Source organism: Polyangium sp. 15x6 (assembly GCF_029960785.1).
GTDB lineage: Bacteria > Myxococcota_A > Polyangia > Polyangiales > Polyangiaceae > Polyangium.
Genome location: NZ_JASBQE010000006.1, coordinates 55,458 through 77,730, shown reverse-complemented (window position 1 = coordinate 77,730; position 22,273 = coordinate 55,458). Strand labels below are relative to the sequence as shown.

14 protein-coding genes are annotated in these 22,273 nt (G+C 69.4%); 8 read left to right on the top strand and 6 right to left on the bottom strand.

Going from position 1 to position 22,273, the window contains the following annotated elements; genetic code table 11:
* Nucleotides 1-268: 268 nt before the first annotated feature.
* Complete coding sequence (locus tag QHF83_RS06910) at nt 269-1,267, top strand: hypothetical protein (protein WP_282416956.1); 999 nt, start codon at nt 269-271, stop codon at nt 1,265-1,267.
* Between the two features lie 230 nt (nt 1,268-1,497).
* On the opposite strand, the gene QHF83_RS06905 is transcribed toward QHF83_RS06910, so the two are convergent.
* Nucleotides 1,498-2,778, bottom strand: a complete 1,281-nt coding sequence (locus QHF83_RS06905; protein WP_282416955.1) for a hypothetical protein — start codon at nt 2,776-2,778, stop codon at nt 1,498-1,500.
* 166 nt (nt 2,779-2,944) lie between these two features.
* On the opposite strand from QHF83_RS06905, the gene QHF83_RS06900 reads away from it, so the two are divergent.
* Nucleotides 2,945-6,931 carry a protein kinase gene (locus QHF83_RS06900; protein ID WP_282416954.1) on the top strand — a complete coding sequence of 1,329 codons (3,987 nt, stop codon included), beginning with the start codon at nt 2,945-2,947 and terminating at the stop codon, nt 6,929-6,931.
* Between the two features lie 18 nt (nt 6,932-6,949).
* Entirely contained in the window at nt 6,950-7,828 is an 879-nt protein-coding gene (locus QHF83_RS06895; RefSeq protein WP_282416953.1) for a PAS domain-containing protein, read from the top strand.
* A gap of 6 nt (nt 7,829-7,834) precedes the next feature.
* On the opposite strand, the gene QHF83_RS06890 is transcribed toward QHF83_RS06895, so the two are convergent.
* The 3 genes from QHF83_RS06890 to hisS are packed head-to-tail and all read right to left on the bottom strand — an operon-like array spanning nt 7,835 to nt 11,704.
* A complete protein-coding gene (locus tag QHF83_RS06890) occupies nt 7,835-8,653 on the bottom strand; it encodes a hypothetical protein (protein ID WP_282416952.1) in 819 nt (272 codons plus the stop codon).
* Nucleotides 8,654-8,705: 52 nt separating this feature from the next.
* Nucleotides 8,706-10,418, bottom strand: a complete 1,713-nt coding sequence (locus QHF83_RS06885) for a hypothetical protein (RefSeq protein WP_282416951.1) — start codon at nt 10,416-10,418, stop codon at nt 8,706-8,708.
* Nucleotides 10,415-11,704, bottom strand: coding sequence for a histidine--tRNA ligase (hisS, locus tag QHF83_RS06880; protein ID WP_282416950.1), 1,290 nt, complete (start codon nt 11,702-11,704; stop codon nt 10,415-10,417). The genes QHF83_RS06885 and hisS overlap by 4 nt, the downstream gene beginning before the upstream one ends.
* A 158-nt stretch (nt 11,705-11,862) precedes the next feature.
* Here hisS and ruvX point away from each other — a divergent pair, with 158 nt between their 5' ends.
* On the top strand, nt 11,863-12,357 hold the full coding sequence (ruvX, locus tag QHF83_RS06875; protein ID WP_282416949.1) for a Holliday junction resolvase RuvX: 495 nt from the start codon (nt 11,863-11,865) through the stop codon (nt 12,355-12,357).
* A 122-nt stretch (nt 12,358-12,479) separates the two neighbouring features.
* On the opposite strand, the gene QHF83_RS06870 is transcribed toward ruvX, so the two are convergent.
* Nucleotides 12,480-14,096, bottom strand: a complete 1,617-nt coding sequence (locus tag QHF83_RS06870) for a serine/threonine-protein kinase (protein ID WP_282416948.1) — start codon at nt 14,094-14,096, stop codon at nt 12,480-12,482.
* 288 nt (nt 14,097-14,384) lie between these two features.
* On the opposite strand from QHF83_RS06870, the gene rpsO reads away from it, so the two are divergent.
* Together rpsO and pnp are read left to right on the top strand one after the other, a co-directional pair.
* Complete coding sequence (rpsO, locus tag QHF83_RS06865) at nt 14,385-14,651, top strand: 30S ribosomal protein S15 (RefSeq protein WP_136933211.1); 267 nt, start codon at nt 14,385-14,387, stop codon at nt 14,649-14,651.
* Nucleotides 14,652-15,021: 370 nt separating this feature from the next.
* Nucleotides 15,022-17,301, top strand: a complete 2,280-nt coding sequence (gene pnp / locus QHF83_RS06860; protein ID WP_282416947.1) for a polyribonucleotide nucleotidyltransferase — start codon at nt 15,022-15,024, stop codon at nt 17,299-17,301.
* A gap of 101 nt (nt 17,302-17,402) precedes the next feature.
* On the opposite strand, the gene lysA is transcribed toward pnp, so the two are convergent.
* A complete protein-coding gene (gene lysA / locus QHF83_RS06855; RefSeq protein ID WP_282416946.1) occupies nt 17,403-18,707 on the bottom strand; it encodes a diaminopimelate decarboxylase in 1,305 nt (434 codons plus the stop codon).
* Nucleotides 18,708-18,878: 171 nt separating this feature from the next.
* On the opposite strand from lysA, the gene pyk reads away from it, so the two are divergent.
* Together pyk and QHF83_RS06845 are read left to right on the top strand one after the other, a co-directional pair.
* The gene (gene pyk / locus QHF83_RS06850) at nt 18,879-20,300 is read left to right on the top strand and encodes a pyruvate kinase (RefSeq protein WP_282416945.1); all 1,422 of its coding nucleotides are present in this window, start codon (nt 18,879-18,881) and stop codon (nt 20,298-20,300) included.
* Entirely contained in the window at nt 20,297-22,249 is a 1,953-nt protein-coding gene (locus tag QHF83_RS06845) for a serine/threonine-protein kinase (protein ID WP_282416944.1), read from the top strand. The genes pyk and QHF83_RS06845 overlap by 4 nt, the downstream gene beginning before the upstream one ends.
* The last annotated feature ends 24 nt before the right edge of the window (nt 22,250-22,273 follow it).

Here is a 22,273-nt window from a genome sequence, read left to right as displayed (position 1 = left end):
GCGAGTCGGAGCAGCCTTCGGGGGCGGTCGGCCGCATGGGGGGAGCGACTCGGGGTAGGGTGGGGGCGCGGTCGACCGCGTGAGCGAGCGCCTCGGGGCAGGGGGCGGGGATGAGCGATGGAACGGGGGAGCGGCTCGGGGTTGCCGTCGGGGGCGGTTTGTGGCGCAGGCGAGCGGGGCGGGGTGACCGCGGAAGGTGGACGTCCTTGGAGCGACCCGCTAGCGTTCGTGTACAGGCCGACATCCGCCGAAAGCTGCGTGAATTCGTATGAGTGATCTCGAGGATTTCCTCCGTCACGTTCCCGAGGATGGCACAGCCATCGGCAACGCTACCCTCCAGCGACTGCTCAAGTGGCCGGAAAAAAAATACCTTGAAGTACGTGAACAGCTCCTAGCGAAGGGCCAAGTCTTCAAGAGCGCCGGTCGTGGCGGGGCGATTCGCCGTTCTGGCGCTGTCAAGGATGACGAACGCCTTCTCGCCCTTCTGCCTGTCGACGGATCGACAATCGGCAAGACCAGGCTGCTCGAAAAGTTGGGGTGGGACGAAGACCGTTACTTTGCGGCTCGAGACCGCTTGGTTGATACAGGCAAAGTCGTGCGCGGTGTCGGTCGCGGTGGCACGCTCCGCTTGGCCGAGACGCCGATCGATGCACCCGTGGCGATGCCCGCCCAGCCCGATGCGCGCTCGAATCGACGACCGCCGGTGAGCGATGCCGAGAGGGCGCCCGACAACAGGGAGGAGCGATACTATAAAGCTCTAGCCGAGACCCTTCGCACGCAGTGGGCAAAGGACCGCAGCTTCACTCGCGTTGAAGTCGAGATCACTGCAAAGCAAGGCAGAAGAGATACGGGGGGCAGATGGAGTCGCCCCGATCTCACGGCGGTATCGTTGACACGTTATCGGTATATCCCTGGTGTCTTCCTCGATGTCACGACCTTCGAGGTGAAAACCATAGAGGCGCTAGACGTTACCGGTGTGTACGAAGCGCTTGCGCATCGCCGCTCCGCGACGCGCGCGTATCTGCTTTGCGTGGCCGATGGCCCCCTCACGGACGGGCAGAAGGAGCGCATCATCCCGGTCGAGGAGGAAGCAGCCCGTCACGGAATCGGCCTCTTCGTGATCGACAACGTTCGCGACCACGAGACCTGGACCGAGCGGTGCGAAGCGCGCCGCTTCGACGCCGACCCTGAAAAACTCAACGATTTCATAGCCAGGCAGCTGTCCGGCGAGCTTCAACAGAACATCCTTGAATGGCTTCGTGGGTAACGTTGCGGACGTGCTCAAGGGCCTCGAGGATACGTGGATCGGGGGCCACGAGGATGCTCATGGCGATAAACGAGCTCGGGGAAGGATACCGAGGCGGCTCGATGGCCCGATTGTGGAGGGGAGAGCGTCGCTGAAGCGCAACCTGCGCGCGATGACCCCCGATATGTGCTCGATCCGGGCGTTCATCGCGGAGCCCGGTGGAGGACCCCGGAGCACCAACACGCAGGCGTTCAGTCCCCGCCCCGCCCCATCTCCTCCCACAACGCCGCATCCCCGAGCTCCGCCCCTCGCTCCGCGTCCGCTCTCGCCTCGTCCGCGCGCCCCATCCGCAGAAGCGCCCGCCCTCGCCACACGAACGCCGTCGCGTATTCGGGATCCAGCGCAATCGATTGCTCCGCGTCCGCGAGGCACGCCGCGTCGTTCCCCTGATCGAAATGCGCCTCCGCTCGATTCGACAGCACCCGCGCCGCCTCGGGCGCGAGCTCCAGCGAGGCCGTGTAATCGGCGATCGCCCCCTCCACGTCGCCCGCGAGGTGCCGCGCGATCCCGCGCGTATCGAACGCGTCCGCGTCCGGCTCCAGGTAAATCGCCCATGACGCGTCCGTGATGGCGCGATCCAGCTCTCCCGCTTCGAGCCACGCCGTCGCGCTCGCGCGATAGGCCGCCGCGATCGCCGCCGCGTCCCGCACGCCCCACGTCCACGCCCGCGCCTGCCGCGCGTCCGCGAGCGCGTCCGTGACCCGCTCCTCTTCGAGCGCTTGCAGCGCCGAATCCGCGTACACGGCGATCTGCTCGATCCGGGTCGCCTCCGGCGCCGCGAGCACCGTCGATTCGAGCCGGTTCATGAACCGCCGCGCCTCGCCTCCCTCGTCGAACTCGTAAAACACCGGCTCGTCCTCGACCGTGAACGCCGGCATGTCGTGCGCGACCGCGAACGCCAGCGCCGCGAGGCCGAAGCCGTGCGTCTCCGACAAGGCCGCCCGGAGCTGCCCGAGCCGCGTATCCCGATCGAAGATCCGATCCAGAAGCTCTTCTGTCGCCTCCGCCTGCAAAAACTCGAGCGAGAGCGATGTTCCCTCGGGCAGGGCCTCCTGGATCGTCGCGAGCAGCGCGCCCCACTCGTCCTTGCGCAGCTCCCACACGAAGGGGAGCGACCAGCGCACGCGCGCGCCTTCAAGGCCGCTGCCCCGCAGCGCGCGGATGCGTTCGTCCGCTTGCCTGACGCGCGCGAGCAGATGCCCGAGGACGAGGTCGAGATCCGCGGTGGAGGGCAGGCTGACGAGGTCCTCGCCGTACGGCAAGAAGAGCTCCGGCGCGGATTCGCCGAGCTCCGCGAGGAACGCGTCCTCGTCGTCGAGCGGCTCGCCCTCCGCGTCGACGAGCTCGAAGCGCGGCGCGCAGAACATCCGCCCGACCCCGAGGACGTGCTCGAGGAGCGGGAACGTCGCGAAGCTCTGGTACTCGAAATCTGCGTCACCGATGAGAAAATGGCCCATGAGCGCACGCATCATGCGCCGCCGGAAGGTGCGCGAGCAAGGGGGGGAGGCGCGCTTTCGCGGCGCGCTTGTCATGCAGTCGGCCCTGACCACGAGCCGCCCCGGTCGATCCGGTACGTGTACGGAGCGCCGCGAAATGACTTGGATGATCGCGCATCCGCCCGGATAGAATTCCGGGGCGATGTTGAAGCCAGGGATGCGGGTCGCCGCGCGCTTCGAGCTCGATGATCACATGATTTCGGGCGGGATGGCCACGATCTACCGCGCGCGCGATCTCGAGTCGGGCGCCGTGGTCGCGGTCAAGGTGCTCGGTGGACGCAACGTGCGCGAGATGGAGCGCTTCTCGGCCGAAGCCGTCCTGCTCGCCGAGCTCCGGCACCCAGGCATCGTCCGGTACGTGTCGCACGGGTCGCTCCCCGCAGGAGAGCTCTTCCTCGTCATGGAGTGGCTCGAAGGCGAGGATCTCTCCGACCGTCTCGCGCGCGGCCGCCTGCCGCTCGACGAGGCGATCCGGCTCGCGCGGCGCGTGGCCGACGCGCTCGGAGCCGCGCACGCGCGCGGGATCGTTCATCGCGACGTCAAGCCGAGCAACGTGTTCCTGCCGCGCGGCGACGTCGACGAGGCGAAGCTGCTCGACTTCGGCATCGCGCGCCTCGGCTACGGCCGGACGCTCGCGACACGCACGGGGACGCTGCTCGGGACGCCCGGGTACATGGCGCCCGAGCAAGCCCAAGGGCGCAAGGACGTCGACGCGCGCGCCGACGTGTTCTCCCTCGGCGCGATGCTCTTCGAGTGTTTGACCGGCAGGCCCGCGTTCGCCTCGGAGCAGCTCATGGCCACGCTCTCGCGCATCCTGTTCGAGGAGCCGCCGCGCGTGCGCACGATCCGCGGCGAGACGCCGGCCGCGCTCGATCTGCTGGTCACGGCGATGCTCTGCAAGGATCCCGCGGGCCGGCCGCGCGACGGATCGATGGTCGTCGCCGCGGTCGACGCACTCGGGCCTCTGCCCGGTGGGCCGCCGAGCAGCGGGCTCGTGAACTCGTCCGTGATGAGCCGGCCAGCGATCACGGTGCGCGAGCAGCAGCTCCTCTGCGTCGTGCTCGCGACGAGCTCGTTCTCGAAGACGATCGCGGACGGTGACGCCACCGAGACGGACGTGACGCTCACGCCGGGGATGATGGCCGAGGCGATCATGCGTCGCAGCCTGCCGAGCCTGAGCGGCGACGTGGTGAGCGGAACCGCGGGCACGCTCGATGATCTGAACGGCGTCGCGGCCGCGTACGGCGGCAAGCTCGAGCGGCTCGTCGACGGCTCCTTGCTCGCGGTGTTCACGGGCGCCGCGGCCGCGATCGATCTCGCGGCGCGGGCCGCGCGAGCGGCGATGGCGATGCGCGAGCTCTTGCCAGGCGTGCCGATCGCGGTGGCGACGGGGCGTGGCCTCGTGGCGCAGCAGCTCCCGGTCGGCGACGCCGCGGAGTCGGCCGCGCGTACGCTCTCGGCGGCGCGTCGGGACGGCGTGCGTATGGAGGGGCGGGTGTTCGTCGACGAGGTGACGGCGGGCCTGCTCGACGCGCGCTTCGACGTGCAGGAAGAGGGCGTCACGCGCGTGCTCGAAGCTGTGAGGGAGCGGGCGGATGCCGCGCGCACGCTGCTCGGGAAGCCGAGCCCGTGCGTGGGGCGCGAGCGCGAGATCGGCACGCTCGTCGCGCTCATGGAGGAGAGCATCGCGGAGCCGATCGCGCGCGTGTCGCTCGTGACGGGGCCCGCGGGCGTCGGCAAGTCGCGCGTCGCGACGGAGGTGCTGCGCAGGCTCGACGCGGCGGGGCACGATCCCGAAGTGTGGGTCGCGCGCGGCGATCCGATGGCCGCGGGCTCGACGTTCGGCATGCTCGCGCAGCTCGTCCGCGCCGCCGCGAACATCGAGGTCGGCGCGCTTGCGGCCGTGCAGGAGGAGAAACTCTTTGCGCGTGTCTCGTCGTGCGTCCCGGCCGACGACGTTGTGCGCGTGACCGTCTTCCTCGGCGAGATCCTCGGCCTGCGTTTGCCCGCGGAGAGGAGCCACCTGCTCGCCGCGGCGCGCGCCGACGCGATGCTGATGGGTGATCAGATGCGCCGCGCGTTCGAGGACTGGCTCTTCGCCGAGTGCACGAACAAGCCCGTGCTGCTCCTGCTCGACGATCTGCATTTCGGTGATCTGCCGACGGTGCGGCTCATCGACGCGGCGCTGCGCCACGCGCGGGAGAAGCCGCTCTGCGTGCTCGCGCTCGCGCGTCCGGAGATCTCGCGTGTCTTCCCGCGCCTCTGGGAGGAGCGCGGCATGCAGGAGGTCCGCCTCGGTGACCTCGGGCGGCGCGCGAGCGAGCAGCTCTGCAAGGTTTGGCTCGGCAACACCGTCACGCCGGAGCTCACGGCGCGCATCGTCGAGCGCGCAGCGGGCAATCCGTTTTACCTCGAAGAGATCGTGCGCGCGGTGGCCTCGGGCCGCGGCGACGCGCTGCCCGGCACGGTGCTCGCGATGGTGCAAGCGCGCCTCGAAGAGCTCGAAGCCGTCGAGCGCCGCACCCTCCGCGCCGCGAGCGTCTTCGGCGACGTCTTCTGGCCCGCGGGCGTGGCCGCGCTCGTCGGCGGCGAGAAGAAAGAGGCGTCGGTGCGCGATGCGCTCGGTACGCTCGTCGAGCGCGAGCTCGTCCTGCGCCGAGCCTCGCGCAGGTTCCTCGATCAGGAGGATCACGCGTTCCGCAACGCGCTCGTGCGCGAGGCGGCGTACGCGACGCTCACGGACGCCGATCGCATGCTCGGCCATCGCCTCGCAGCCGCATGGCTCGAATCGGTGGGCGAGACCGAGGCGATGGTGCTCGCGCAGCACCACGAGCGCGGCGGCGATCTGATCCGCGCGGCGTCGTGGTACGCGCGCGCGGCGGAGACGGCGCTCGAAGGCAGCGACTTCGAGGCCGTGATCGCGCGGAGCGAGCGGGCGATCACCTGCGGCGCGCACGGCGAGGAGCTCGGACGCCTCAGGCTGCGCCAGGCCGAGGCGTATCGCTGGCAAGGCAAGTTCGCCGAGGCCGAGGAGCGAGGCCTCGAGGCGATCCACATCCTGCCCGCGGGCAGCGATCCGTGGCTCTTCGCGGTCGGCGAGATGGCGAGCGTGTTCGGCAAGCTCGGCAGCGTGGAGCGCGTCGAGGTCCTCGGCGACGCGCTGCTCACGGTCGCGTGCGTGCAGGAGGCGCCCGCGAGCGACGGCCACATCGCGGCGCTCTCGCGCACCTCGACGGCGGCGCTCTTGCTCGGCAAGAACGAGCTCGCGGAGTCGCTGTTCAAGGAGCTCGAGAGGCTCGCGGGAGACTCGCAGCAGCCGCTCGCGGTGGGCTGGCGCGAGCGCGCGCGGGCGTTCCGCGCGCCGTTCGTCGGCGAGACGGGCGCGTCCGCGCGGTACTTCGCGCTCTCGGCCGAGGGGTTCGAGAGCGCCGGCGACGTGCGGAACGCGTGCCTGCAGCGCGCGAACTACGGCGCCTCCTGCCTCGAAGTCGGTGACTGGAGCGGCGCGGAGAAGGCGCTCGTTCCAGCGATCGTGGACGCCGAGCGCATGGGCGCGAAGCACATCGTCTCGTCGGCGCAGCGTGACCTCGGGTATGCGCTCGCGCGGATGGGCCGGCTCGAAGAGGCCAAAACGCTCGAAGAGCAGGCCGTCGCGGAGTTCGCGGCGCACGGCGATCGCCGGCTCGAAGGCGTGGGCCGCGACGAGCTCGCGACGATCCACCTGATGATGGGCGACCTCGTGGAGGCAGAGGCCGAGGCGCGGCGCGCGGTCGATCGGCTCGCGGTCGCGCCGCCGTACCTCTGCCACGGGCACGCGACGCTCGCGCGGGTGCTGCTCGCCGTGGGCAACGTGGAGGAGGCGCTCGCGAACGCGCGCGCGTCGCGCAAGCTGCTCGCGGAAGTGGGCGCGCTCGAAGAGGGCGAGGGGCTCGTGCGGCTGATCCTTGCGCGCGCGCTTCAGGCAGCTGGCCAGGTGGACGAGGCGCGCGCCGTGATCGTGGAGGCGCTGCAGGAGATCGAGCGTCGCACCGCGACGATCACGGATCCGGACGCGCGGCGGACGTTCGTCGCGATCCCCGAGCACGTAGAGACGCGCGAGCTCGCCGAGGCCTGGGGGATCACGGGCTGAAGGGGGGAGGGGGGCATCGTGAGCGGCGCGGCATTCCTCCTTCCGAGCATCGAGCGAACCGACTGGAAGACGTTCCTGCTCCTCCAGCTCGTGCTCGACACGATCCCCGATCCCATCTTCGTCAAGGACCGCGATCACCGCTTGATCGCCTGCAACCAGGGGTTTTGCCGCCTGGTCGGTCAGCCGTACGAGGTGCTGATCGGCGCGAGTGATCCCGACTTCATGCCGAGGGAACAGGCCGAGGTCTTCTGGCACTTCGACAATGTCGTGTTCCACAGCGGTCAGCCGAACGAGAACGAGGAGCTCGCCACGAGCTCGGACGGCGTGACGCGCACGATCTGGACGCGCAAGTTCCCGCTGCGGAACGTCGGCGGCGAGGTGGTGGGCCTCTGCGGCATCGTCACCGACATCACGATGATGAAGGAGCGCCTGCAACGGGCCGAGCGGCTCGAAGCGGAGAACCGCGAGCAACGCGTGGTCATCGAGGCGCAGACCACGATGCTCGACCGAATGAGCATGCCGGTGCTCCAGGTCGGGCGGGGCGTGCTCCTCATGCCGCTGGTCGGCGAGATCAGCGATCGACGGGCCGAACGCGCGCTGCAGACGTTGCTCGGCGCGATTCACGAGCGGGGGGCCGAGATCGTGATCCTCGACGTGACGGGTGTCCCGACGTTCGACACGTCGGTCGCGGCGCACCTCGCGCGCGCGGTGCAAGCGGCGGAGCTGCTCGGCTGCCAGTGCGTGCTCGTGGGCATCGGCCCGGAGGTCGCGCGGACGCTCGTGGAGCTCCAGGTGGATTTCGGGCGCATCACGACGCGGTCCATCCTGGAGGACGGGATCTCGTTCGCGATGAAACAACGCGTCCGGCGAAAGGGGCTGCCGACCGGGCGCGCTTGAATCGCGTCAGGGGCTGGGCGTCGACAACGGCGACCGCCGCGTGCTTGCCTCGTTTTTGGCCACCGGAGCGGGCGCGTTGCGCGTTGCGCGGAGGATCTTTTCGAGCTCGCCGGTGACGCCGTCCGCCCATTTCGTGGCAGCCTCGATGCCGGCCGGGAAAAATCCGTAATGCCAGCCGTCGCCGCCGTCGGGATAGGACGAGAGCTTGCGGCTGTCGATGAGGTGACAGGCGGGCGCGGCCTTCGGATCGTCCTCGGCGGCCTTGATGCCGGCGCGTAGCATCGCGTAGACCTTGTCGCCGAAGCCCGGCGACCATTTTCGCATCGAGGGCGGCCCGATCCAGATGCAGACGGTATTCGGGTGCGACTTGATTCGCCGGATCGTCTGCTCGACGCTTCCGACCTGGAGCGAAGGCTCCCCGGGCATGTTGCTGCCGAGCCCGACGAGCACGACCTGCTTTTCGTACGTGGCGGGCGGCGCGAGCAATTCGTCGAGCGTCGGCGCGCGCAGTTTGCGCTCGGGCAGCCGGACCCGCGCGAGGATCGGCGATTTGTCACAGCTATGGTAATGGTAGCCGCGCAGCGACACCTTCGCGGCGATGAGCCACTCCGTCGACGCGCCGCCGAGCGTGTAGCTCTCGAGCTCGGCGTCTTTTTGCGAGAGGAGCCAGCCGTCGAGCCGGTCGCCGAACGCCGTGAGGCCGTGCGAATCGTAGACCGTGACGAATCGGACCCGCCCGCACGGCGCCGCCTGCGCCTCCTCCCGGGTCACGAGGAGCGAGGCGACCGCGATTCCCAGCGTGAGCACGCGACGAAAAGCGAGCACACGCCTACGTTACCACGCCATTCGCAGCGCGGAAAGGCCTCGCGTGGCCGAGCTATTTGCTGAGCGTGATCGGGATATAGGCGAGCCGCATCTTGGACATCGTCCCCTCGCGCGTATACCCCGCCAAACCGTAGAGGACGTTCCACCAGTGGCCGACGGGCGATTGTCCGTACGAGAAGAACGGGAAGAAGTGGAATTCCCATTCGGAGCCGCCCGGGACCTTCTTCTCGCGATAGAACGTGTTCAGCGCGAGCTGCGAGACGCCGTCCTGGTCGGCGAAGCGGAAGAAGCCCGGGAGCACGACGGTCGCGCGCGACGTCGGCGAGGCGAAATCCCACACGAACGGCGCGAGCACGAGGTGCGACGATTGATTCGTGCGCCCCATGTGGAAGATGGGGAAGAAGTTCGCCGCCCAGCCCGTGGTGTCCGTGCGATAGCGGAAGAGAGGCGTGACCCAGGTCTCGTCGCTGAGGCCGTATCGCTGGAACCGGCCATAGAAGGGGAAGATCGCGAGCTCCTTGCCGCGCGGCGATTCGCCCTTGTAGAAGAACGGCAAGAAGAGCTTCCGATCGAGCCCGATGTCCGGATCACGATAATGCCAGTAGAGCGGCGTGATCATCTCGAGCTCGGTGCGGCCCTTGTAATGAGCATAGCCCCAGGTCGCGAACGTCTTCTCGCCCTTCTCGCCGCGCTCCCACCAGAAGAGCGGCGTCACGAGGCGCGAGGCGTTGCCCTCGTAGCCATAATGAAAGAACGGGAAGACCGTGAGGTGTTCCTTGTTCTTGCCCCACGTATGCCAGTAGAACGGCACGATGTGGCGGCTGTCGCCTTCGCTGTCGTGGCGGCGGATGTAGGGGCCCCAGACGTTGAGCCAGCTCTCGCCGATCTCGTTGTAACGATAGTAATGGAGGAGCGGCGGGATGACCTCGTATTCGGTCGTCTCGTTCCGGCCGTAGAAATAAAGGGGCGCGACGCCGAGGTCGATGTCGTCGGCGGTGCGCGTGTCGCACGCGGGGCCGCCCTTCCATTTGCAGAACATCGGGCCGACGATGTCGAGGCCGTCGTGATCCGTGTGCTGCGTGAACGTGAGCAGCGGCGGGATGTGCAGGTAGCTCTTCGTCCCCGTCTTCCCCTCGAAGAAGAGCGGGGGCAGGAGGTTCATGTGGCTCGCCGGCTGCTTCGCCGTGGCCTCGCGCTCCTGGTGCACGTACGGGCCGACGACCGTCGTGCGGGTCTGGCCGTCACGGAGGCGCCAGAACAGCGGGAAAAGGACGTCGGCGTCGGCCTTGGGGCTGCGACGGTTGTAATAAAAGAGGCCGAAGAGGCTGGCGCGGTCCTTCTCTTGCGGCTTTTTCCACTCGGCCCACAGGGGGAAGAGCGTGCGAAATTCGTATTTCGGGCTCTTCTCCGAATACCACAGGCCATAAAAGCGGCGCTCGGACGGCGAAAGCGGCGGCGTCGCCTCCGGATCGGTGCTCGTGCCGAGGCGCTTCGCCACGGCCGGCGGGACCGCCAGCGGATCCTGCGGAAGCGAAGGCTCCTGCGTCTGCATCTGCGGGGAGTCCTCGGCGCCGGAGGCGGCGTGCGTCTGCGGCTGGTCCGGCGGCGGCTGCTTGGGGCGGCCCTGCGACGGAGGTGGACCCCCAGGGCCCCCAGGGCCACCCGGGCCCATGCCGCCCTGCGCGAGCGCGACCCCAGGGACCGCGACGAGCGCCGCGATCAAGAGAGAGGCCAGCGAGGCGCCACGCCTTCGAAGGACGCTCACCGCGCCTCGCCCGGCGGAGGAGAAACCTCGGCCCGCGCCCGCGCCGCGAGGACGTCCGCCGCATCCGCGAGCGGTACCTCGTCCTGCTTGTGAGCCGCGAGCTCCTTGACCGACACGATGCCCCGTTCGAGCTCGCCGTCGCCGAGGATCACACAGAGCTTCGCGCCGAGCGAATCGGCGCGGCGGAGCATCGCCTTGAGGCGTCCGCCGCGTCCGTCGACCTCGACACGCACGCCGCGCGCGCGGAGGTCGCGGCCGAGAACGAGCGCGCGGCTCGTGCACGCATCCGAGAGCGGCGCGACGTAGATCGCAGGGCGCTCGCGCGAGGCCTCGCCGGGCATCAACGTGAGCAGCCGCTCGATGCCCATCGCGAAGCCGATCGCGGGCACGCTCGGGCCGCCGAGTCCCTCGACCATGTTGTCGTAGCGGCCTCCGCCGACGACCGTGCTCTGCGCGCCGAGATCGCCGGTGGTCGTGACGAACTCGAAGAGCGTGCGCGTGTAATAGTCGAGTCCGCGCACGAGCGTGGGGTCGACGACGTACCGCACGTCGAGCGCGTCGAGGTGGCGGCGCACGCCCGCGAAGTGCGCGGCGTCGGCCTCGTCGAGCAGCTCGAGGATCGAGGGCGCGCCCTTCGAGGCTTCGCGATCACGCGGATCCTTCGAGTCGAGGATGCGCAGCGGGTTCTTCTCCAGCCGGCGCTGCGAGTCCTCGGAGAGTTTGTCCTTCATCGGCGTGAAGTACGCGACGAGCGCGTCGCGATACCGCGCACGCGTGCCCGACGCGCCGAGCGAGTTCAGCCGCACCTCGATGTTGCCGATGCCGAGCCCAGTGCTCAGGAGCGAGAGGATCATCTCGATCATCTCGGCGTCGGCGAGCGGACCCGCGTCGCCGTAGAGCTCGCAGCCCGCCTGATAAAACTGCCGGTAGCGGCCCTTCGCGGGGCGTTCGCCGCGGAACATCGGGCCGAGGTAGTACCAGCGCGAGACGGGCTCTTTCGTGTGAGTCTTGTGCTCGACGTACGCGCGCGCCGCGCCGGCCGTGCCTTCGGGGCGCACGGTGAGCTCGTCGCCGTGACGCGCGAACGAGTACATCTCCTTCTCCACGACGTCGGTCGTCTCGCCGATCTGCCGCGAGAAGAGCGCGGTGTGCTCGAGGATCGGCGTGCGCACCTCGTCGTAGCCGTACCGAGCGACGTGCTCGCGGAACGCCTGCTCGAGGCGCTGCCAGCGCGCCGCCTCGTCCGGCAGGATGTCGTTCATCCCCTTGACCGCGCGAAGTTCCATGTCCGCCGCGGCTTATGGTCGGAGAGCCGATGAGGGTCAAGCTCTGCCGACCTCTTGACGTACGACGGGGTCTGTCCTCCCTTGTCTCGGGTATGGGAGAGCGTCCTGGCCGTCCCCCGAACCCGAACGATGGGGGCTCCGCTCCGGCAAGCGGAGCCGTGCCCCAAAACCCCCCGCGAACATGTGCGCTCGACCTGGGCAAGGCCCGGGTGGGCGTGGCGATCGCCGACGAGCTCGGCCTGCTCGCGCACCCCCGGCCCCCGCTCGACGGGCGCGACAAAAAGGCGCTGATTCGCGCCCTTGGCGAGCTCGCCCGCGAGGAAGGGGTGGGGCTCTTCCTGGTCGGCCTGCCGCTCGACATGTCCGGCGCGCACGGCCCGATGGCCACGCGCGCCGCGGACCTGGCCCAGGAGATCAGCCAGGCCACTGGCGTGCCCGTGGAGTTCTTCGACGAGCGCTGGACGACCGTGGAGGCGGCCCGGAAGCTCCGGGAGGGCGGCACCTCGGCCAAGCGGCAAAAAGGCGTCATCGACGGGATGGCCGCCGCCGTGATGCTCCAGGCTTACCTCGATCGCGCTCAGGGCCTCGGCAGCGTGGATGCGCTCGTCATGCCGCCGCCCCCGCCGCCCCGCGGACGTGGTGGCAGGCGTTAGCAGCCTATGGACTTATCTGCTGCGCGCCCCGAATCGTCGGTCGACATCGCTCGAAATCCTTCAGGATTCCTCGCTCCGTCGCCCTAGCTTCGGGGCGCTCGCGACGATAATTCCACAGGCCGCTAGACCGCCTTCTTGCTGTCGCCGTCGAGCATCAGGTGCGCGATCAGCGCCGCGAAGAGCGCGATGACGAGCAGGAGCACGTCCCACACGGGCCACGCCACGCCGACCGCGCGCCGGAGCAGCACGGACTCGATGAGCCGCACGAGCATCGAGCCGAACCCGTAGGCGCACAGGCCCACGACCACCGGTCGACGCAGCCGCCCGAGCAGCTCGATCGCCTTCACCGTGTTGGCCCAGACCGCCTTCCGCATGTGGCGGATGAACAGGATGATCGGCGTCGCGAGCGCGACCGGGATGAGGAGCAAGAGCAGGACGGACTCCGAGACCGTCAGGTTCGCCGTCGCGCCGCCGCCGCGCGTGATGCGGAAGATGGACGCCGCGGTCGTGATGAGGCCGCCGAGCGTGAAGAAGATGCCGAGCGCCGTCATGAGCACGAGCATCGGCCGCGCCATCGTGGCCTCTTGCTGCTGCTTGATGAAGAGCGCAGACGGGCGCGCCGCGGTGCCGGTCGCGGTCGCATCCCCGACGGGGACCATCGCGGCGCTGGCTGGCTCCTCCGTGTCCCAGGGCGCGAGATCGGCGTCGAGCTCGGCCATGCTCTGGTGACGAGCGTCCGGCTCCTTGGCCATCGCGCGCTGGATGACCATCTCCAGCGTCTCGGGGATGCTCGGCTCGAGCGCGCGCGGCCGCTGCGGATCCTCGGAGAGCACGGCCATGAGCGTCGCCGCGGGATCGCCGTGATCGAAGGGACGCTTGCCCGTGAGCGCGCAGTAGAGCATCGCGCCGACGGCGTAGATGTCGGCGCGGTGGTCGACGCGGTGACCACGCGCCTGCTCGGGCGCCATGTACGCGGGCGTGCCCATGATCATGCCCGTGCGCGTGAGCGCCTTGCCCGTCGCGTTGTCCTCGACCTTCGAGATGCCGAAGTCGATCACCTTCGCCGTAGGGCGGTTCAGGTCGCCGATGAGGAAGACGTTCTCCGGCTTCATGTCGCGATGGACGACGCCCTTCGCGTGCGCGGCGGCGAGCGCCTTGCAGACCTGGCGGACGATCCGCACCGCCTGCGGCACGGCCATCTTGCCCCTCTGCGTGAGCAGGTCGGCGAACTCCTTGCCGTCGAGCAGCTCGCTGATGATGAAGGGGCGCCCGTCGGCCGTGCGATCGATGTCGTAGACGTCGATGACGTGGGGGCTCTTGATCTGCGCCGCGGCCTCGGCCTCGCGCTGGAAGCGGGAGAGCACGTCGGGCTGACGCGCGTACTCCGGGTGCAGCATCTTGATGGCGAAGCGCTTCGAGCCGATGCGCGTGTGGCGCGCCTCGTAGACGCGGCCCATGCCGCCTTCGCCGATCACGCGGACGATGGTGTACGACTCGCGCAGGGTCTGGCCGACGAGCTCGTCCTGGTTCTCCTCTTGGAGCTCCGCGCCGTCCTTCGGGCAGACCTTGTACTCGCCCGGAAAGCGGCTGTTGCACGTCGGGCAGACGCGCTGGGCGGCGGCGACGCCCGCGACGAAGGAATCGGCCGATCCGTATCCGGTGGCCGCGGAGCCGATCCCGGTGAGGTTCGTCGTCGCGGGGCCCACGACGATCGACGGCTGCGCCGAGGACGCTGCCATGTGCGGAGAAGCCCCCGAATCGGGGGGCCGAACGTTACCGGCCATCGCGACGCAGACTAGCGGAAGTCGGCTTCCCGAGGGTGACAATCCCGCGGCCCACCCCGTCTGCCTACTTCCGGGCCGAACCGTCCGTTGACCGAACGGACGAGATGCGTATACTCCGCGTCCGTTTTTCGTTCGGCCCGATCACGTGGGCACGCGCCGCTCCGGGCGCGCGCTCGCCGTCGGGCGACGCCTGGACGACCCCGCGCTCGGCAGCGCCAGGGTACGCCGAGGAGTGCAGGACAGATGCTTCATCCGATTCACAAGACGACGATCATCGACAAGTTCCGTACGCACGAGGGCGACACCGGTTCGCCCGAGGTGCAGATCGCGCTCCTCAGCGAGCGGATCACGCAGCTCACGGAGCACTTCAAGACGCACAAGAAGGACCACCACTCGCGCCGTGGTCTCCTCAAGCTCGTCAGCCAGCGCCGCCGCCAGCTCGACTACCTGAAGCGGATCGACATCGAGCGCTACCGGTCGCTCATCAGCCGCCTCAACATCCGCAAGTAAGCGCACAGGCGAGCGCGACGAGAGGGTTCGTTCCCCGGACGGGGAGCGAGCCCTCTTCGCTTTTGTGCGTTTTGTCTGTGTAACTTATGGAAGTGCTTCCGGAAGAACGGGTCGCTGGTCCGCCGAAAAAAGTGGCGGGGCTCCGCCGAAGGCTCTACACAGAGAGCCGAAATACGTCGGTTTGGACAATAGAACGGGGCGCGGGGGCGTTCCCCGAGGCCGTGAGCGCTACGGAGCGTCTTCGTCTTCGCTTCGTGCCCAGCAGCGCTGCTGCTCCTGGGCAGGAATCGAGGAAGAAGATCCGCCTTGCGCTCGGATGTCAGGGTCTTCGGGAGCGCGATCGCGCGCCGTGAGAGAGAGCGCAAGACACATGTACGTTCGTGAATCCGTCATGGTCGGCGGTCGAGCCCTCACGCTCGAGACCGGCCGTCTGGCCAAGCAAGCCCATGGATCCGTCCTCGTCACGTACGGCGAGACGATGGTCCTCGTGACCGCTGTGTCGCAAGACGAGCGGCCCGGGCTCGATTTCTTCCCCCTCACCTGCGAGTTCGTCGAGAAGACGTACGCCGCCGGCAAGATCCCCGGCGGCTTCTTCAAGCGCGAGGCGCGCCAGCGCGACGAGGAGATCCTCGCCTGCCGCATCATGGATCGCCCGCTCCGTCCGCTCTTCCCCGAGGGCTTCAAGAAGGACACGCAGATCATCGCGACCGTCCTCTCGAGCGACAAGCAGAACAAGGCCGACGTCCTCGCGCTCACGGGCGCGAGCGCGGCGCTGCACATCTCGGACATCCCGTGGAACGGGCCCGTCGTCGGCGTGCGCGTCGGCCGCAAGGCCGGCGAGTTCGTGGCGTACCCGACGGCGAGCGAGATCGAGGAGTGCGACATCGACCTCGTCGTCGCCTGCTCGCGCGACGCGATCGTGATGGTCGAGGGTGGCGCCGCCGAGGCGACCGAGAGCGACATCATCGACGCGCTCATGTTCGCGCACGAGACGGCGCAGCCCGTGATCGACCTCATCGAGCGCGTCCGTCAGGCGGTGGGCAAGCCGAAGAAGGCGTTCCAGGCGCCGCAGCTCGACGACGCGATCAAGGCGCGCGTCGCCGAGATCGTGGACAACGATCTCAAGTCGGCGACCCGCGTGACCGACAAGAAGGCGCGTTACGAGGGCTACTCGGCGCTGAAGAAGAAGCTCGGCGAGGCGCTGCTCGCAGAGCTCGGTCCGGAGAAGTACCTCGCGAACGAGAAGCTCATCAAGGCGGAGTTCGAGGAGCGCAAGGCGCACGTCGTCCGCACCTACGTCCTCGACGAGGGCAAGCGCATCGACGGTCGCGACACGCGCACGATCCGGCCGATCATGTGCGAGGCGGGGCTGCTCCCGCGCGTGCACGGTAGCTCCCTCTTCCAGCGCGGCGAGACGCAGGCGATCGTGACGACGACGCTCGGCACCTCGACGGACGAGCAGAAGATCGACGGCCTGATGGGGGAGAGCTGGAAGCGCTTCTACCTCCACTACAACTTCCCGCCCTTCTCGACGGGCGAGACGAAGCCGATGCGCGGCCCTGGCCGTCGCGAGATCGGGCACGGCGCCCTCGCCGAGCGCGCTCTCTCCCGCATGATCCCCGCGCAGGAGCAGTTCCCCTACACGATCCGCATCGTGAGCGAGACGCTCGAGTCGAACGGCTCGTCGTCGATGGCGGCCGTCTGCGGCGGTTGCCTCTCGCTCATGGACGCGGGCGTGCCGATCAAGTCGCCCGTCGCCGGCATCGCGATGGGCCTCATCGCCGAGGGCAGCAAGTACGCGATCCTGAGCGACATCCTCGGCGACGAGGATCATCTCGGCGACATGGACTTCAAGGTCTGCGGCACGGCGCGCGGCGTGACGGCGATCCAGATGGACATCAAGATCGCGGGCCTGTCGCGGGCGATCCTGGCGCAGGCGCTCGATCAGGCGCGCGAGGGTCGGCTGCACATCCTCGGCAAGATGCTGGAGGCGCTGCCCGCGCCGCGGCCGGAGCTCAGCCAGTACGCGCCGCGCATCACGACGATCAAGGTCAAGCCCGACCAGATCCGCCTGATCATCGGCCCCGGCGGCAAGACCATCAAGGGCATCGTCGATCAGACGGGCGTGGCGATCGACGTGGAGGACGACGGCACGGTGAACGTGGCATCGGCGGACTCCGAGGCCGTGAAGAGGGCGCTCGACATCATCAAGGGCCTCACCGCCGAGCCCGAGGTCGGCGCGGTCTACAAGGGCACGGTCAAGCGCATCACGGACTTCGGCGCGTTCGTCGAGATCCTCCCGGGTACCGACGGCCTCGTGCACATCTCGGAGCTCGCGCACACGCGCGTCGAGCGTGTCGAGGATGTGGTGAAGGAAGGCGACACGGTCGAGGTGAAGGTCGTGAGCGTCGACCGCGAGGGCAAGATCCGCCTGAGCCGCCGCGAGGTGCTGCCGCTGCCCGAGGGGCAGGCCGGCGTGGAGGCGAAGGCGCGGCTCGATCAGGCCCGCGAGCGCGACGCGGGTGGTCCGCCGCCGCGTCGGAGCGATCCGGGTCGTGACGGCCCCCGCGGCGATCGTCCGCCGCGCGGCGACCGCGGTGATCGTCCGCCGCGCGATCGCGGCGACCGTCCGCCGCGCGATCGTCGCTGAGCCACGTGGGTCGACATGATCAACGTCGTCGACGTTGATCATGTCGACATCCGCAAAACAACGGGGGCGGGCCTCAAGGGGCTCGCCCTCTTCGTTTTTTGTCAGCCGAAGAGACGGGACGCGGCCCAGGCCGCTGCGTCACGCGAGCGATGAATCGTCGCAACGCGGCCGCCCGCGAGGAAGATCTCCGTCGGCAGCCCGCGCCCGTTGTACTCGCTCGCCATCACGAAGCCGTACGCGCCGGCGTCACGGAGGATCACGGCGCGCGGCAGCGGATCCGCGAAGGGATGCTCGCCGAAGTCGTCGGAGCTCTCGCAGACGGGCCCCACGACGCGGTAGCCGGGCGCCGCGCCTGCGGCCGGCGGCGGCGCGTCGATCGGCTCGATGCGGTGCTTGGCCGCGTACAGCGCGGGGCGGATGAGATCGTTCATGCCCGCGTCGATCAGGAGCCATCGCCGCGCAGGCTCGCCGCGCGAGCGCTTCGCCATCACCACGCTCGCGCAGAGCACGCCGTACGGCGCCACGAGCGCGCGCCCCGGCTCGACGACGATGCGCGTCCCGGCGAAGCCTCGCTCTGCGACGAGGCGCGTCGCCGCCCGCGCGAAATCCGCGGGCGACACGGGGCAACCCGCGCCGTAGTCGATGCCGTAGCCGCCGCCGAGATCGAGGTACGCGAGGGGCCTGCCCGCGGCGCGGCGTTCGGCCGCGAGATCGAGCACCACGCGCGCGCCCGCGAGGTACTCGTCCGTGCGCGTGAGCTGCGAGCCGATGTGACAGCCGATGCCCACGAGCTCGAGCGCGCCCTCTGCCGCGTCGACCGCTTCGTACGCGGCCGTAAGATCGGCGAGCGCGATGCCGAACTTCGCCTCGTCGTGGCCCGTCGCCACGTGCGCGTGCGTGTCGGCCTCGATGCTCGGGTTCACGCGGAACGCCACGCGCGCCTTGCGCCCGAGCGCGCGGGCGCGGGCCGCGGCGCGCCCGATCTCCTCGACGCTCTCCATCTGCAGCGCGAGGATCCCGCGATCGCCAGCGCCGATCGCCTGATCGATCTCGCGCGCCGTCTTGGCCACGCCGCTGAACAGGATCGAATCCGCGGGGATGCCCGCGCCGAGCGCCACGGCGAGCTCGCCACCGGAGACCACCTCGGCCCCGCAGCCGGCGGCGCCGAGCGCGCGCACGATGGGGCCCGCCGTGTTCGCTTTGATCGCGTAGGCGATCTGGTGCGGCGCGCCTTCGAACCCAGCGGAAAGATCCCGCGCCGCCTGCACGATCGCGTCCACGTCGTACACGTAGGCGGGGGTGCGCGGTCGATCCGTGCCTTCTTTGGGCTCCGTCCCGAGGTCGAGGAGGTCCTCGAGGCGGATGCCGCCCATCGTGGCGGCCCCGCGCGCGTCGCGTTTCAGCATGGGCCCTCGGGTAGCGCGGCGCGGGCAGCGGGTAAAGCCGGCATGGCGCGTGGCGTCGAGCGGACTCGTCCCCGCGACCCGGGAGGACCCCCCGCTCCACGTCGGACGGCTCACGGAGCTTCCCAGCGTAAGGCCCTGTTAGCGGCGCGGACGTCGTGCCATGCTCCGCCCGTGGTCGTACGTCGCGCGAAGATCGTCTGCACGATAGGCCCTGCATCCGAGCCCCAGCTCGAGCCACTCATCCGCGCCGGCATGGATGTGGCGCGGCTGAATTTTTCCCACGGCACACACGAAGAGCACGCGCGAAGGTTCCAGGCCGTTCGCGCGGCCGCCGAGGCCTGCGACAAACCCGTGGCGATCCTGCAGGACCTTTGTGGTCCCAAGATCCGCGCGGGCAAGTTCGAGGGCGGCACGATGGATGTGCCCACGGACGGTCAGGTCGTGCTCATCGAGGCCACGAAGGACCAACAGCACGGCGGGCCCGGCGAGATGCCGATCCTGTACGAGGGCCTCGCCGAGGATCTGCAGCCGGGCGACATCGTGCTCGTCGACGACGGACGCATGGTCCTCACGGTGACCAAGGTCGATGGCCGGCGCGTGCACGCCGTGGCCACGCAGGGCGGACAGCTCCGCGATCGCGTGGGCGTCAGCCTGCCGGCGCGGCGCGTGCGGCTCGCGGCGCTCACCGAGAAGGACAAGGCCGACCTCTCGTTCGGCCTCTCGCTCGGCATCGACTACGTCGCGCTCTCCTTCGTGCGCACGGCGGACGACATCCGGCTCGTGCGCGACATCTGCGAAGCGTGGGGCCGGCCGACGCCCATCGTCGCGAAGATCGAGACGCCCGCGGCCGTCGAGAACCTCGAGGCGATCATCCAGGCGACCGATGCCGTCATGGTCGCGCGTGGTGACCTCGGCGTGGAGTTCAACCCCGAGCGCGTGCCCGTGATCCAGCGCGAGATCCTCGGACTTGCGCGTGTGCATCAGAAGCCGGTCATCGTCGCGACCGAGATGCTCCAGTCGATGGTCACGAACTCGCGCCCGACGCGCGCCGAGGCGAGCGACGTGGCGACGGCGGTCTTCGAGGGGACGGACGCGGTGATGCTCTCGCAGGAGACGGCGACGGGCGCGCACCCGCCGCTCGTCGCGCGCGTGATGAGCCGCATCGTCATGGAGGCCGAGCAGAGCAAGTTCTTCCGGCCTCTCTCGAGCGAGATGCCCGGCGCGCGCGCGAACGTGCCCGAGGCCGTGGCGCGCAACGGCTGTGACATCGCGCGCGACATCGGCGCGCGGGTCATCGTGGCCTTCACGGAGAGCGGCTCCACGGCGCTCTACGCCTCGAAGCACAGGCCCGTCGTGCCGATCGTCGCGTTCTCGCCGAACGCGGCGACGCGCCGCAGGCTCGCGCTGCTCTGGGGCGTCGTGCCCTGGCCGCTCGACAAGGTCACGAGCGCGGACGAGATGGTCGATCGCGCGAGCATGATCTTGCTCGCGAACGGCTTCGTCTCGCCGGGGGACAAGTTCGTCGCGATCTTCGGCGCGCCGATCGGCGTGCGTGGATCGACGAACTCGATCCGCGTGAAGGTCGTGGAATGACGGAACCCTCCGCCCTGCCGGGGCTCCCCAGGCTCGCGAAGTACGAGCTCATCGAGGAGATCGGGCACGGTGGGATGGCGACGGTGTATCGCGCCCGTGACGTTCGTCTCGGGCGTGAAGTCGCCATCAAGCTCATCCACAAGCACCTGCGCGAGAACACCGAGGTCGCCGCGCGGTTCGTCGCCGAGGCGCGCGCGGCCGCGAAGCTCCGGCACCCGGGGATCGTCGAGGTGTACGACGTCTCCAGCGAGGAGGACGGCGAGCGTTATCTCGTCGTCGAGCTCTGCCGCGGCACCACGCTGCGGAAGATCCTCCAGCGCCACCGCGACATGCCCGCCGAGATCGGCGCGTCGATCGTCCTCGTGCTCTGCGAGGCGCTCGAGCACGCGCACGCGTGCGGCATCGTGCACCGCGACGTGAAGCCGGAGAACGTGCTCGTCGAGCTGCCCGCGGATCGCACGAGCGAGTCGCGCGCGCGCGTCGACAAGGTCGACGAGACGCCCGTTCCCGACGCGCCGCGATCGACACCACGGCCCGTGCCGAGCCGCGCCGGTGATCTCGGCGTGCTCATCAAGCTCACGGACTTCGGCATCGCGAAGATCCTCGACGCGCAGGGCGTGACGTCGACCGGGCAGGTGCTCGGATCGCCTGCGCACATGGCGCCCGAGCAGATCGAGGCGGGCGAGGTCGACGGGCGCACCGACGTCTTCGCGCTCGGCGTGCTCATGTACGAGTGCCTCGTGGGGCACCTGCCGTTCGAAGGGAAAAACCCGGCGCAGGTCCTGCGTCGCGTGCTCGAAAACGACTATCCGCGGGCGGATCACGAGCGGCCCACGGTCGGCGGTCGCTTCGCGCGCATCATCGACGGCGCCCTCGCGCACGCCGCGGCCGATCGCATCGCGGGCCCCGGCAAGCTCGGCGAGCTCATCCGCGCCGAGCTCGAGGTCCTCGGCATCACCGACCCGCGGCGCGAGATCGAGGCTTACTTCGAGGACCCGGCCGGCTACGCGGACGCCCTCACGACGCGGCTCGTGTCGTGCCTCGTCGCCCGCGGCGAGGCCGCGCGCAAGACGGGCGATCGCACCGGCGCCGCGGCCGACTTCAACCGCGCCCACGCGCTCGCGCCGAACGACCTCGCGATCCTGAAGCGCGTGACGAGCCTCTCCGCGAGCGCCGAGCGACAGAAGCTCGTGCGCAGAATGGCGGGCCTCGTCGCGGGCGCGCTCGTGCTCGGCGTCGGGGCCTTCGTCGTCGCGCGCCTGCGCAAACCCGTGGCCGCGATCGAGGCCGACGCAGGACCGAAGACCGACGCCACGACGGCCTCCACGGAGCACCCCAAGAACCCTTCCGCGCCCGACGCATCCGTGGATCCTCGGGCTCCGAGCACGGTCTCGTCATCGATCAACCTGGCCGAAACGCCGCGCAGCATCCGCATCAAGCTCCCGCTCAGCGCCCCGACGACCTCCGCCTCCACGGCTCCGCCCGCGTCCCCGAATGAGCGCAGGGTCGTCTTCCTCGTCAGCCCGCAAGGCGCGACCCTCGTCCTCGACGGCAAGGAAGAAAAGCATTTTTCGCGCGTCTTCAAGCTCAAGCCCGGCGCTCATGCCGTCTCGGCCCGCGTGAAGGATTCGAAGTGCTGCGGCACCTTCGATGGAACCCTCGTCGTCGAACCACCGCCCGAGAACGATCTCGACGATGTGCAGCGCTACCGCGTCCGGCTCACGCCGCTCCCGGCCACGGTCTCGCTCGGCCCGGCGCCTGCGAATGCGCAGGTGGTGTGCTCGGACATCAAACTGACGCTTTTTCCAGGTGCCACCCAGAAGGTACAGCTCGAGGAGATCACCTACGACAACAAGTGCCAGTTCACGGCGCCTGGGGAAGAGCCCTTCCGGAACAACGTGAGTTTGCGCGCCGGAGAGCACAACGTGGTGCCCTGGCCTGCGCGGTGAGGCGGAGGGCCTCGGTTCGCGGAT